The sequence below is a fragment of the Streptococcus mitis genome, from assembly GCF_905187495.1.
Taxonomy (GTDB): Bacteria; Bacillota; Bacilli; order Lactobacillales; family Streptococcaceae; genus Streptococcus; species Streptococcus mitis_CU.
Genome location: NZ_CAJJIB010000148.1, coordinates 45,956 through 59,074 on the forward strand (window position 1 = coordinate 45,956; position 13,119 = coordinate 59,074).

A 13,119-nucleotide genomic window follows, 5' to 3' on the forward strand; every position below is an offset into this window, starting at 1 on the left:
ATGTTTGAAAAATGGCGTTTAAAAGATGTTATCTTACTTGCTTTCTTGTCTATCTTTTTTGGTGGCGTTTTTGTGGGATCGGGCTATCTGTTTGATATCCTCACTCTGATTTTAGCCCCTCTTGGTTTACAGGCTTTTGCCAATGAAATCCTCTTTGGTCTCTGGTGTATGGCTGCGCCCATTGCGGCCATCTTTGTTCCAAGAGTCGGAAGCGCAACGATTGGAGAAGTGCTAGCTGCGCTTGCTGAAGTCCTTTATGGTAGCCAATTCGGTCTAGGTGCCCTTTTGTCTGGCTTGGTTCAAGGTTTGGGAAGTGAACTTGGTTTTATCGTAACCAAGAATCGCTATGAAAGTTGGCTCTCTCTAACTGCCAATAGTATTGGGATTACGCTTGTTAGCTTTGTCTATGAATACATTAAGTTAGGTTACTACGCCTTCTCCCTTCCTTTTGTCCTTTCCTTGCTTGTGGTGCGCTTTATTTCCGTCTTTTTCTTCTGTACCATCTTGGTTCGTGCCATTGTCAAACTTTACCATCAGTTTTCAGCCGGGGGTAAAGCATAGATGGGGGTGGAATTGAAGGGGATTGCCTATCCCTCTTTCACAAAGCCGATTGATTTTACATTTCAGTCCCAAGCCTTTACGTTATTGGTTGGAAAAAGTGGTTCGGGTAAATCAACCCTCTTTCAAATTATTGCTCAAGTCAGTTCTCTTCCCTATAGCGGTCAAGTCCTGATAAATGGGAGCGAGGTCAGTCAGCTTTCTATCATCGAACGTTTCCAGACGGTTGGTATCCTCTTTCAAAATCCCAATCATCAATTTACCATGGAGAACTTGTTTGAGGAGCTAATTTTTACCTTGGAAAATATTGGGCATCCCGTTCAGGAAATTGATTCTAAAATAGCAGATGTTGTCCAGCAATGTCGCTGCAAGGCGATTTTGCACCGTCCAATTCATCACTTATCAGGTGGGGAAAAGCAAAAGGCTGCTTTGGCTGTTCTCTTTGCTATGAATCCTAGGGTCTATCTCTTGGATGAGCCTTTTGCTTCCATTGACCGCAAGAGTAGGATAGAGATATTGGAGATTCTAAAAGAGTTGGTCTCTGATGGGAAGACAGTTATTTTGTGCGACCATGATTTATCTGATTATGAAGCCTATATCGACCATATGGTGGAGCTAAGAGACGGACAACTAAGGAAAATAAATCAAATCCCTACCTCTGAGCTGACACAGGTTTCTTCAAAGGAAGTTGCTTCTAGTCCAGAACTATTCCATATGGATCGTGTGACTTGTGAGCTGGATAAGCGCCCCCTCTTTTCGATTGCTGATTTCACATTTTACCAAGGAATTTCCTGTATTTTGGGTGACAATGGTGTCGGGAAATCAACCCTCTTTCGGTCTATTCTTCAATTTCAAAAGTATAAGGGGTGTATTACTTGGAAGGGTTCGGTTCTCAAAAAGAAAAAGAGCCTGTATCGTGACTTGACGGGTGTTGTTCAGGAGGCTGAGAAGCAGTTTATCCGAGTCAGTCTGCGAGAGGAACTTCAATTAGATGGACCTGATTCTGAAAGAAATCAGCGAATTTTCCAAGCTTTACGATATTTTGATTTGGAGCAGGTACTCGATAAGAGCCCCTATCAATTAAGTGGTGGCCAGCAAAAGATTCTTCAGCTCTTGACCATCTTGACTAGCAAGGCTTCTGTGATCTTGCTAGACGAACCTTTTGCAGGTTTGGATGATAGAGCTTGCCATTATTTTTGTCAGTGGATTCTGGAGGAGAGAAATCAAGGAAGAAGTTTTCTGATCATTAGCCATCGTTTAGATCCCTTGATCTCTGTGGTTGATTATTGGATTGAGATGACTAGTCAGGGGCTCGGTCATGTGAAAGAAGTGACAATTACCAAACCACTCACATCTCAGAGTAGCAATGCTCAAAGGGAGGTGAGATAGTATGGTCAAAGTAGCAACCCAGACACCGATTATCAGTCTCTTCTTGCTGATTTTATCGCTGGAAACATCTTTCATTCCTTCGATTGCTCTTAATCTCTCGGTAGTTGCATTTTGTATTCTCTTTATGCTCTATTACCGTCGATTTAAAGTATTGGCTTGGATGATTCTGCTCGCCATTTTGCCATCCTTGGCCAACTACTGGGCAGTTCAGTTACATGGAGATGCTTCGCAGGCAGTCATGCTTGGAACGAGGGCTTTTGTGACCGTTTGTATTGGTCTTGTCTTTGTTTCCTCTATTTCCCTAAAAGAGCTTCTCTTGTACTTGGCTCAAAAGGGGTTATCACGCTCTTGGTCCTATGCCTTGATTGTGGTATTCAATTCCTTCCCCCTCATTCAGCAAGAAATCAAATCTCTCAAGGAAGCTTGCCTATTACGTGGTCAAGAACTACATTTTTGGTCGCCCTTGATTTACAGTAAGGTTCTGATGACAGTCTTTAGATGGCGCCATCTTTACCTGAGAGCTCTATCGGCGCATGGATATGACGAGCATGCACAGGTGGAGAATAGCTATCGGACTTTTTATATTCCTCAAAGGACAATATTCATCTACTTGCTTTTCTTTTTATTGCTTCAAACCAGTCTATTTTTATAAAGGAGTTATTATGGAATTTACAGATATTGCGATGGAATTATCCAAGGAAGCTTGGCAGGCCTCCTTTCATCATCCCTTTGTTTTACAGTTGCAAGAGGGAAATTTAGACCTGTCCATCTTTCGCTATTACTTGATTCAGGATGCCTACTATTTGAAGGCCTTCTCAGAAGCCTATCACCTCTTGGCTGATAAGACTTCAAATCAAGAGATGAAAAGACTCTTAAAACAAAATGCCCAGAGTCTAGTGGAGGGTGAGTTATTTATCCGCCAACAATTTTTCAAGGAATTGGAAATCAGCGATCAGGAAATGGAGCAACATCCAATCGCTCCAACCTGCTATCATTATATCTCGCATATTTATCGGCAATTTGCAGAGCCGAACTTAGCCATTGCTTTTGCAAGTTTGCTGCCTTGTCCTTGGTTATACCATGATATAGGCAAATCACTTAATCTTAAACCATCACCAAATCCTCTCTACCAACAATGGATTGAAACTTATATTACGGATGAGTTGGAGCAGCAAATCAGAGAGGAAGGGGCTCTGGTCAATCAACTCTATCGAGAAAGTGACGAGACAGACAAGAAAAAAATGCTAGATGCCTTCCACATCAGTGTTCATATGGAAGCTAAGTTTTGGGAAATGGCCTACCAACACCAGACATGGAAGAGCGATTTACAGTCTTTAGAAACAGGAGAAGAATAGAAATATGAGAAAGAACCAATTGCAAGTTCACAAATTAACCATTTTATCTATGATGATTGCCCTTGATGTAGTCCTTACACCTATCTTTCGGATTGAGGGAATGGCACCGATGTCCAGTGTAGTCAATATTCTAGCAGGAATCATGATGGGACCTGTTTATGCTTTGGCTATGGCTACAGTGACAGCCTTTATCCGTATGACGACTCAAGGGATTCCGCCTTTAGCTCTCACAGGAGCGACTTTTGGAGCCCTTCTAGCAGGTCTCTTTTATAAGTATGGTCGAAAATTTTACTTTTCTGCTTTGGGAGAAATTTTGGGAACAGGTATTATTGGTTCAATTGTTTCCTATCCTGTTATGGTACTCTTTACAGGATCGGCCGCTAAGCTTAGCTGGTTTATCTACACCCCTCGATTTTTCGGAGCAACCTTGATTGGTACAGCGATTTCCTTTATTGCCTTTCGATTTTTAATCAAGCAGGAATTCTTTAAAAAAGTGCAGGGATATTTCTTTGTTGAAAGGATAGACTGATGCAGGCATTTACAAATCCCTTTCCTATAGGCTCTAGTTCCTTAATTCACTGTATTACCAATGAGATTTCTTGTGAGATGCTGGCAAATGGGATTTTGGCTCTGGGATGTAAACCAGTTATGGCAGATGACCCCCGTGAGGTTCTTGATTTTACTAAGCAAAGCCAGGCACTCTTCATCAATTTGGGGCATTTGTCAGCTGAGAAGGAAAAAGCAATCCGTATGGCAGCTTCTTATGCAGATCAAGTTTGTCTTCCAATGGTAGTAGATGCAGTTGGCGTAACAGTTTCATCCATTCGTAAGAGCTTAGTTAAAGACCTTTTAGACTATAGACCTACGGTACTTAAAGGAAATATGTCGGAAATCCGAAGTCTTGTTGGCTTAAAACACCACGGCGTTGGGGTAGATGCGAGTGCTAAAGATCAAGAAACTGAGGATTTGCTTCAAGTCTTGAAAGACTGGTGTCAGATCTATCCAGGTATGTCATTCTTAGTCACAGGCCCTAAGGACCTCATCGTTTCGAAGAATCAGGTCGCTGTACTGGGAAATGGCTGTGCTGAATTAGACTGGATAACAGGGACAGGAGACTTGGTTGGAGCTTTAACAGCTGTTTTTCTCAGCCAAGGAAAGGCTGCCTTTGAAGCTTCTTTCCTAGCGGTTTCTTATCTCAATATCTCCGCTGAGAGAATAGTTGTTCAAGGAATGGGATTGGAAGATTTTCGATACCAAGTACTCAATCAGCTTTCGCTCCTCAAAAGAGATGAAAATTGGCTAGATGCCATCAAAGGAGATGTTTATGAATAGAGAGGCGCTTAGACTGTATCTAGTAACCAATCGCTACCAAGATTCCTTGGAAAGCTTTCTTGAAAAGGTTGAGACGGCTTGCCGTTCAGGGGTTACTATAGTCCAATTGCGAGAAAAAAATCTTACAACCAATCAATATTATCAACTGGCAAAACAAGTCAAGGAAATAACAGATTCCTATCAGGTACCCTTGATAATCGATGATCGCTTGGATGTCTGTCTCGCAGTTGATGCTGCTGGTCTGCATATCGGAGACGATGAACTACCAGTTTCGGTTGCCAGACAAGTCTTGGGTCCTGAAAAAATCCTCGGTGTCACCGCTAAAACTGTAAAAAGAGCCCTCGAGGCAGAAGAAGGAGGGGCGAATTACTTGGGGACAGGAGCCATTTTCCCGACTACGACCAAGGAAAATGCGCCTATCACCCTGATTTCAACCTTGAAGACAATTTGCCAAAGGGTCGCCATTCCAGTAGTTGCTATTGGCGGCTTGACATCAGAGAATATTGACCAACTTATCGGCACGGGTATAGCTGGTGTAGCTGTAGTGCGTGATTTGATGCAGGCAGAAGATATAGAGGCAAAAACGCAAGCCTTCTTAACAAAGTTGGATGACATTATTTTCTAATTAATACTCAATGAAAATCAAAGAGCAAACTAGGAAGCTAGTCGCGGGCTGCTCAAAACACAGCTTTGAGGTTGCAGATAAAGTTGACGTGGTTTGAAGAAGTATAAAAACTCTCTAATTCCCTTAAAGTGGGAACTAGAGAGTTTTTTTAATCTTTAAAGCTTGTATGGTTGACTGGGCCAGAACCATGACCGAGTTGAGGGGCGTCTTGGATGGCTTTTGTGATAAAGGCCTTGGCCTTATCAACTGCCTGATAAAGATTTTTACCCTTGGCTAGTTCAGCAGTAATCACTGCAGCAAAGGTACATCCAGTACCATGTGTATGACAGGTTTGAATTCGTGGACTTTCCCAGACAAATTGGTCCTCCTTGGTAAAGAGGAAATCCTTGGCACCGCCTTCGAGATGCCCACCTTTAATAACAACAGACTGAGGACCAAATTCTTTTAAAATCAGGCGACCAGCACGCTGCATGTCTTCAGGATCATGGATTGAAAAACCAACAATTTCTTCTGCCTCAGGAAGATTCGGAGTGATGATGGTTGCAAGTGGAAGCAGGTTTGTTTTTAGGTAGGTTCTGGCACTCGCATCAATCAGGGTGTCTCCGCTTGTTGCGACCATAACAGGGTCAAGGACGTAGGGACAGTCCAGCATTTTAAGATAGGGTTGGATGATTTCCATGATTTCGGTAGTTGCCAACATCCCAGTTTTTACAGCCTGAGGCTTGATATCCGAAAAGACACTCTCCAATTGAGCTTTCAACATTTGAGGAGAAACGTGCTCGATCAATTGAACGCCTCTGGTATTTTGAGCGACAAGACTGGTCACAACGGCCATTCCATAGACATCTCTAGCTTGGAACGACTTTAAGTCAGCCATAATGCCAGCCCCACCGCTAGGGTCAGTACCTGCAATGGTCAAAGCAACGGGTAAATAAGTCATCTAAAACCTCCCAACCAACTGAAGTTTGTATTCTTAAGAACAAGCTAGTCTGTTTTAGAAAGGTAATAGAAGACTGCTAGTCCACATTATCATTTCCACTTCCATCAGCTAGCATTACCTAGATTGAGTCAAAGGGTCTAACAGTTGTTAATCTCAGCTTTACGCACCCCTAGTGGTTGTTTTCTTTTTTCTTTAGTATAGCATATTTTTATAGTTTATATAGTAAGATTTGACTGAAAATCCTTTATCAAATGGTTAAAATTCAAATTTTCAAAGAAAAGATTAATTTCATAGTTGACAAATGTAGATTTTAAGAGTATACTGATAATTGTAATCGACAAATGTAGATTTTGGAGGTGTGATTATGCAGATTTCAGATGCAGAATGGCAGGTCATGAAGATTATTTGGATGCAAGGAGAGCAGACTAGTACGGATTTGATCAGGGTTCTGGCTGAGCGATTCGACTGGTCCAAGTCAACCATTCAAACTCTTTTGGCTCGTTTGGTTGAGAAAGAGTGTCTGACAAGGAAAAAAGAAGGTAAGTCCTTTGTTTATTCGGCGCTTTTAACTCTAGACCAAAGCCGAGACTTGCTTGTCCAAGATATCAAGGATAAGGTTTGTTCCCGTAGGATTAAGAACTTGTTGGCTGATTTGATTGCTGAATGTGATTTTACTAAGGCTGACTTGGAAGACTTGGAAGCTGTGATTTCTGAGAAGAAATCAAGTGCTGTAACAGAAGTAAAATGTAATTGTATGTAAAGGAGACGTCATGTTAAATAGCATTGTAACCATTATTTGTATTGCCCTTATCGCCTTTATCTTGTTTTGGTTTTTCAAAAAGCCTGAAAAATCTGGACAAAAGGCCCAGCAAAAAAACGGCTACCAAGAGATTCGAGTGGAGGTCATGGGGGGCTATACGCCTGAGTTGATTATCCTCAAGAAATCAGTGCCAGCACGCATTGTCTTTGACCGTAAGGACCCTTCACCCTGTCTGGACCAAATTGTTTTTCCAGATTTTGGTGTACATGCGGACCTGCCTATGGGGGAAGAGTATATAGTGGAAATCACGCCTGAGCAGGCTGGAGAGTATGGTTTCTCTTGTGGCATGAATATGATGCACGGTAAGATGATTGTAGAATAGGAGAATGATATGACTGAAATTGTAAAAGCAAGTCTTGAAAATGGTGTTCAAAAAATTCGTATCACGGCAGACAAAGGCTACCATCCAGCCCACATTCAACTGCAAAAAGGAGTTCCTACTGAGATCACCTTTCACCGTGTGACACCTTCAAACTGTTATAAGGAAATTCTGTTTGAAGAAGAAGGCATCTTGGAACCAATCGGCGTAGATGAGGAGAAAGTCATTCGTTTTACACCTCAAGAATTAGGTCAACATGAATTTTCTTGTGGTATGAAGATGCAAAAGGCAAGTTATACAGTTGTTGAGAAGACTCGAAAATCTCTATCACTTTTACAGCGTTTTTGGATTACTAGTATCTTTACTGTGCCTCTTGTGATCCTCATGATTGGGATGTCGACAGGAGGAATTAGTCACCAAGTCATGCGTTGGGGCACCTTTTTAGCCACAACACCGATTATGCTAGTAGCAGGTGGTCCTTATATCCAAAGTGCTTGGGCTAGTTTTAAAAAGCACAATGCCAACATGGATACCTTGGTTGCTCTGGGAACCCTAGTGGCCTATTTCTATAGCTTAGTTGCCCTCTTCGCTGGCCTCCCCGTTTACTTTGAAAGTGCTGCATTTATCTTCTTCTTCGTTCTTATGGGAGCCGTTTTTGAGGAGAAAATGCGGAAAAATACTTCCCAAGCTGTGGAGAAATTACTTGACTTGCAGGCTAAAACTGCAGAAGTCTTGCGTGAGGATAACTATGTTCAAGTCCCTTTGGAGCAAGTCAAGGTAGGTGACCTGATTCGAGTGCGTCCCGGTGAAAAGATTGCGGTTGATGGTGTCGTAGTAGAAGGTATCTCTAGTATTGATGAGTCTATGGTGACAGGTGAGAGTCTGCCTGTGGACAAGACAGTTGGAGATACCGTCATTGGTTCAACCATCAATAATAGTGGAACACTTGTTTTTAGAGCAGAAAAAGTTGGTTCAGAGACTGTTTTGGCTCAGATTGTGGATTTTGTGAAGAAAGCTCAAACCAGTCGTGCGCCGATTCAGGACTTGACGGATAAGATTTCAGGAATTTTTGTCCCAGCAGTTGTCATTTTAGGGATTGTGACCTTTTGGGTTTGGTTCGTCTTGCTCAGGGATAGTGTGGTCGTGCTTGGAGCTAGCTTTGTGTCCTCTCTTCTCTACGGAGTGGCGGTTTTGATTATCGCCTGCCCTTGTGCATTGGGACTTGCAACACCGACAGCCCTTATGGTGGGGACAGGTCGCAGTGCCAAGATGGGAGTTCTCCTCAAAAATGGAACGGTTCTACAGGAAATCCAGAAAGTCCAAACTATTGTTTTTGATAAGACAGGAACTTTGACGGAAGGGAAACCTGTGGTCACAGATATCATCGGCGACGAAGTAGAAGTGCTTGGATTGGCAGCTTCCTTGGAAGAAGCTTCTCAACACCCATTGGCTGAGGCTATTGTTAAGCGAGCGACTGAAACTGGACTTGAGCTTCACACTGTGGAAAATTTCCAAGCCTTGCACGGAAAAGGTGTTTCAGGGCAAATCAATGGAAAACAAGTTTTGCTTGGAAATGCTAAAATGCTGGATGGCATGGATATTTCTAGCACTTATCAGGAAAAACTAGAACAACTGGAAAAAGAAGCTAAGACAGTTGTGTTCTTGGCTGTTGAGAATGAAATCAAAGGCTTGCTTGCTCTGCAAGATATTCCTAAGGAAAATGCTAAGCTTGCCATCAGTCAGTTGAAAAAACGAGGTCTTAAAACAGTCATGCTGACAGGAGATAATGCTGGTGTGGCGCGTGCCATTGCCGAGCAGATCGGAATCGAAGAGGTCATTGCAGGTGTCTTACCAGAAGAAAAAGCCCATGAAATTCATAAACTACAAGCGACTGGGAAAGTAGCCTTTGTTGGTGATGGTATCAATGACGCTCCTGCCCTCAGTGTAGCAGATGTGGGGATTGCTATGGGAGCTGGAACAGATATTGCTATTGAGTCAGCAGATTTAGTGTTGACAACCAATAACCTCCTAGGCGTGGTTCGTGCCTTTGACATGAGTAAGAAAACCTTTCATCGAATTCTGCTCAATCTTTTCTGGGCCTTTATCTACAATGTCGCCGGAATTCCGATTGCAGCAGGAGTCTTTTCAGGTGTTGGACTGGCCCTCAATCCAGAACTGGCAGGTCTAGCTATGGCCTTTAGTTCTGTATCTGTTCTGACTAGTTCACTCTTACTAAACTTTAGTAAAATAGACTAAAAGCGGGCTTGCTCGCTTTTTATACTCTTCAAAAATCTCTTCAAACCACGTCAGCTTTATCTGCAACCTCAAAGCTGTGTTTTGAGCAACCTGCGGCTAGCTTTCTAGTTTGCTCTTTGATTTTCATTGAGTATTATAAAACAGAAACTAAAAACGTTTTCAAACTGTACTGTAATAGAGAATAAAAACTTCTGAGCAGATTCTTAGTAAAGTCAAAATAAATGTGATAAATTAGTATTGTAAAAATTTACTGAAACGTTTTCAAAAACTATATGAAACCTTTTTTAGTAGATTTAAAAATATTTGAAGGAGAGTTATCATTATGACTCAAGGGAAAATTACTGCATCTGCAGCAATGCTTAATGTATTGAAAACATGGGGCGTAGACACAATCTACGGTATCCCATCAGGAACACTCAGCTCATTGATGGACGCTTTGGCTGAAGACAAAGATATCCGCTTCTTGCAAGTTCGCCACGAAGAAACAGGTGCTCTTGCAGCGGTTATGCAAGCTAAATTCGGCGGCTCAATCGGGGTTGCAGTTGGTTCAGGTGGTCCAGGTGCGACTCACTTGATTAACGGTGTTTACGATGCAGCTATGGATAACACTCCATTCCTAGCAATCCTTGGATCACGTCCAGTTAACGAACTCAACATGGATGCTTTCCAAGAATTGAACCAAAACCCAATGTACAACGGTATCGCTGTATATAACAAACGTGTAGCTTACGCTGAGCAATTGCCAAAAGTTATTGACGAAGCTTGCCGTGCTGCAGTTTCTAAAAAAGGTCCAGCTGTTGTTGAAATCCCAGTAAACTTCGGTTTCCAAGAAATCGACGAAAACTCATACTATGGATCAGGTTCATACGAGCGTTCATTCATCGCTCCTGCTTTGAACGAAGTTGAAATCGACAAAGCTGTTGAAATCTTGAACAATGCTGAACGTCCAGTTATCTATGCTGGTTACGGTGGTGTGAAAGCTGGTGAAGTGATTACTGAATTGTCACGTAAAATCAAAGCACCAATCATCACAACTGGTAAAAACTTTGAAGCTTTCGAATGGAACTATGAAGGTTTGACAGGTTCTGCTTACCGTGTTGGTTGGAAACCAGCCAACGAAGTGGTCTTTGAAGCAGACACAGTTCTTTTCCTTGGTTCAAACTTCCCATTTGCTGAAGTTTATGAAGCATTCAAGAACACTGAAAAATTCATCCAAGTTGATATTGACCCTTACAAACTTGGTAAACGTCACGCCCTTGACGCTTCAATCCTTGGTGACGCAGGTCAAGCAGCGAAAGCAATCCTTGACAAAGTGAATCCAGTTGAATCTACTCCATGGTGGCGTGCAAACGTTAAGAACAACCAAAACTGGCGTGATTACATGAACAAACTCGAAGGTAAAACTGAGGGTGAATTGCAATTGTATCAAGTTTACAATGCAATCAACAAACATGCTGATCAAGACGCTATCTTCTCAATCGACGTAGGTGACACTACTCAAACATCTACTCGTCACCTTCACATGACACCTAAGAACATGTGGCGTACATCTCCACTCTTTGCGACAATGGGTATTGCCCTTCCTGGTGGTATCGCTGCTAAGAAAGACAATCCAGATCGCCAAGTATGGAACATCATGGGTGACGGTGCATTCAACATGTGCTACCCAGACGTTATCACAAACGTTCAATACGACCTTCCAGTTATCAACGTTGTCTTCTCAAATGGTAAATATGCCTTCATCAAGGACAAATACGAAGACACAAACAAACACTTGTTTGGTTGTGACTTCCCTAATGCTGACTATGCGAAAATCGCTGAAGCTCAAGGAGCTGTTGGATTTACAGTTGACCGTATCGAAGACATCGATGCAGTTGTTGCAGAAGCTGTTAAATTGAGCAAAGAAGGTAAAACTGTTGTTATCGATGCTCGCATCACTGAACACCGTCCACTTCCAGTAGAAGTACTTGAATTGGATCCAAAACTTCACTCAGAAGAAGCAATCAAAGCCTTCAAGGAAAAATACGAAGCAGAAGAACTCGTACCATTCCGCCTCTTCTTGGAAGAAGAAGGGTTGCAATCACGCGCAATTAAATAATTTCTCTCGTCGAAAATCAAATGTAAACTGTGTTATCTTCACCTTGCCGTACTTCAGTACTGCCTGCGGTTCGATGCCTTGTTTATTCTTTGATTTTCTTAGAGCGAAACTTAAAAAGATCGGAGCAATCCGGTCTTTTTATGGAGGATAGTAAATGAATTTAAATCAATTAGATATTATCGTTTCCGATGTTCCCCAAGTCTGTGCTGACTTGGAGCGTATTTTGGATAAAAAATCCGATTATGTTGATGACAGTTTTGCTCAGTTTACGATTGGCAGTCACTGTCTGATGTTGTCCCAAAATCATTTGATTCCTTTGGAAGATTTTCAGTCAGGAATCATTATTCATATCGAGGTTGAGGATGTAGACCAGAACTACAAACGGTTGAACGAGCTTGGTATCCAGGTTTTAAACGGTCCAACTGTAAGCGATTGGGGAACAGAGTCCTTGTTAGTTAAAGGTCCAGCTGGTCTAGTGATTGATTTTTATCGTATGAAATAAGGCGCTTAATCATTTGAAGATAACCTTAACCATTCTTAAAAACAGAATGTGAGAATATGAACTATTGAAAGATCGGAGCAATCCGGTCTTTTTAATATAAAGAAATTGCATATGAATTATTGACAGCGTTTTCTTAAAACCTTATAATAAAAATATAATAGTAGAAAATGAGACTGATATGGAAAGGAGAAATATTTTTTAAACAGCAGTAGTAAGTGAATTTTCTTATTTCACTGGAACTTGGGATTGAAATATCTCCATGAATAGATAGTAGGAGGAAAGAGATGCAAAAAAAGGATGTTTATCTAATCTGTATTACCATGATTATCTGTTCAGTTATTATAGGACTGATTATAGGAAGTTTTATTTTGCATGGTCTTGAAGATATTGCAGCAATCATTAACCACGGCTTATTGACAATCAATCAGTCCATCCATTAATTGACAAGAGCTATTCATTTTTACATTTTATGGATCAAACAGATCGGAGCAATCCGGTCTTTTTCTTATCACAAGGCTGTGATAGTTTACATTTTTATAACAAAATTCCCAAATTCTTGCTTGTTTTTGTATTAAATTATAAAATAGAAAGTATAAAAGAATAAAAGAGGTTTTGAAAATGTCTGAAAAACAAATGAAAATTTTGGGTTGGGTAGCGACCTTCATGTCCATTATGATGTATGTGTCGTATTTACCACAAATCATGAATAATCTAGCTGGTCAAAAAGGGAACTTCATCCAGCTCTTGGTTGCAGCTATCAACTGTAGTCTCTGGGTTTACTACGGTCTTTTCAAGAAGGAAAGAGATATTCCCCTTGCAGCAGCTAATGCACCAGGTATTATTTTTGGCCTAGTGACGGTTATTACAGCTTTGATTTAAAAGGAACAGAGGAGACTAGTTTTCAGTCTTCTTTTTTGTTTCAGGG

15 protein-coding genes and 1 riboswitch are annotated in these 13,119 nt (G+C 41.5%); of the genes, 14 read left to right on the forward strand and 1 reads right to left on the reverse strand.

What is annotated here, in order from left to right; genetic code table 11:
• From JQ843_RS06040 to thiE, 7 genes are read left to right on the forward strand one after another with little or no spacing between them, the layout of a single operon-like run.
• The gene (locus JQ843_RS06040) at window positions 1–561 is read left to right on the forward strand and encodes an ECF transporter S component (protein ID WP_124787765.1); all 561 of its coding nucleotides are present in this window, start codon (window positions 1–3) and stop codon (window positions 559–561) included.
• Window positions 562–1,947: an ATP-binding cassette domain-containing protein gene (locus tag JQ843_RS06045; RefSeq protein WP_203213155.1), complete on the forward strand. Its 1,386-nt coding sequence runs from the start codon at window positions 562–564 to the stop codon at window positions 1,945–1,947. It abuts the gene before it with no gap.
• Between the two features lies 1 nt (window position 1,948).
• Window positions 1,949–2,599, forward strand: coding sequence for an energy-coupling factor transporter transmembrane component T (locus JQ843_RS06050; protein ID WP_045607217.1), 651 nt, complete (start codon window positions 1,949–1,951; stop codon window positions 2,597–2,599).
• A 10-nt stretch (window positions 2,600–2,609) separates the two neighbouring features.
• Window positions 2,610–3,302 (forward strand): thiaminase II, encoded by a 693-nt coding sequence (gene tenA, locus JQ843_RS06055; protein WP_203213156.1) that lies wholly within the window; start codon window positions 2,610–2,612, stop codon window positions 3,300–3,302.
• Window positions 3,303–3,306: 4 nt separating this feature from the next.
• A complete protein-coding gene (gene thiW / locus JQ843_RS06060) occupies window positions 3,307–3,831 on the forward strand; it encodes an energy coupling factor transporter S component ThiW (RefSeq protein WP_203213157.1) in 525 nt (174 codons plus the stop codon).
• Entirely contained in the window at window positions 3,831–4,634 is an 804-nt protein-coding gene (thiM, locus tag JQ843_RS06065; protein WP_203213158.1) for a hydroxyethylthiazole kinase, read from the forward strand. The genes thiW and thiM overlap by 1 nt, the downstream gene beginning before the upstream one ends.
• On the forward strand, window positions 4,627–5,259 hold the full coding sequence (thiE, locus tag JQ843_RS06070) for a thiamine phosphate synthase (protein WP_203213159.1): 633 nt from the start codon (window positions 4,627–4,629) through the stop codon (window positions 5,257–5,259). Before thiM ends, thiE begins: the two co-directional genes overlap by 8 nt.
• 148 nt (window positions 5,260–5,407) lie before the next feature.
• On the opposite strand, the gene thiD is transcribed toward thiE, so the two are convergent.
• Window positions 5,408–6,199: a bifunctional hydroxymethylpyrimidine kinase/phosphomethylpyrimidine kinase gene (thiD, locus tag JQ843_RS06075; RefSeq protein WP_045607212.1), complete on the reverse strand. Its 792-nt coding sequence runs from the start codon at window positions 6,197–6,199 to the stop codon at window positions 5,408–5,410.
• An 83-nt stretch (window positions 6,200–6,282) separates the two neighbouring features.
• Window positions 6,283–6,380: riboswitch (TPP riboswitch) on the reverse strand.
• 183 nt (window positions 6,381–6,563) lie between these two features.
• On the opposite strand from thiD, the gene JQ843_RS06080 reads away from it, so the two are divergent.
• From JQ843_RS06080 to JQ843_RS06110, 7 genes are all read left to right on the forward strand, one after another.
• Entirely contained in the window at window positions 6,564–6,959 is a 396-nt protein-coding gene (locus JQ843_RS06080) for a CopY/TcrY family copper transport repressor (RefSeq protein ID WP_203213160.1), read from the forward strand.
• 10 nt (window positions 6,960–6,969) lie between these two features.
• A complete protein-coding gene (locus tag JQ843_RS06085; RefSeq protein ID WP_000935059.1) occupies window positions 6,970–7,341 on the forward strand; it encodes a cupredoxin domain-containing protein in 372 nt (123 codons plus the stop codon).
• Window positions 7,342–7,350: 9 nt separating this feature from the next.
• Window positions 7,351–9,594: a heavy metal translocating P-type ATPase gene (locus JQ843_RS06090; RefSeq protein WP_203213161.1), complete on the forward strand. Its 2,244-nt coding sequence runs from the start codon at window positions 7,351–7,353 to the stop codon at window positions 9,592–9,594.
• Window positions 9,595–9,916: 322 nt separating this feature from the next.
• Window positions 9,917–11,692 carry a pyruvate oxidase gene (gene spxB, locus JQ843_RS06095; protein WP_125456313.1) on the forward strand — a complete coding sequence of 592 codons (1,776 nt, stop codon included), beginning with the start codon at window positions 9,917–9,919 and terminating at the stop codon, window positions 11,690–11,692.
• Window positions 11,693–11,846: 154 nt separating this feature from the next.
• Complete coding sequence (locus JQ843_RS06100) at window positions 11,847–12,194, forward strand: VOC family protein (RefSeq protein WP_125456314.1); 348 nt, start codon at window positions 11,847–11,849, stop codon at window positions 12,192–12,194.
• 284 nt (window positions 12,195–12,478) lie between these two features.
• Window positions 12,479–12,634 (forward strand): hypothetical protein, encoded by a 156-nt coding sequence (locus JQ843_RS06105; protein ID WP_185755667.1) that lies wholly within the window; start codon window positions 12,479–12,481, stop codon window positions 12,632–12,634.
• A 178-nt stretch (window positions 12,635–12,812) separates the two neighbouring features.
• Window positions 12,813–13,073, forward strand: coding sequence for a SemiSWEET family transporter (locus JQ843_RS06110; RefSeq protein ID WP_203213162.1), 261 nt, complete (start codon window positions 12,813–12,815; stop codon window positions 13,071–13,073).
• The last annotated feature ends 46 nt before the right edge of the window (window positions 13,074–13,119 follow it).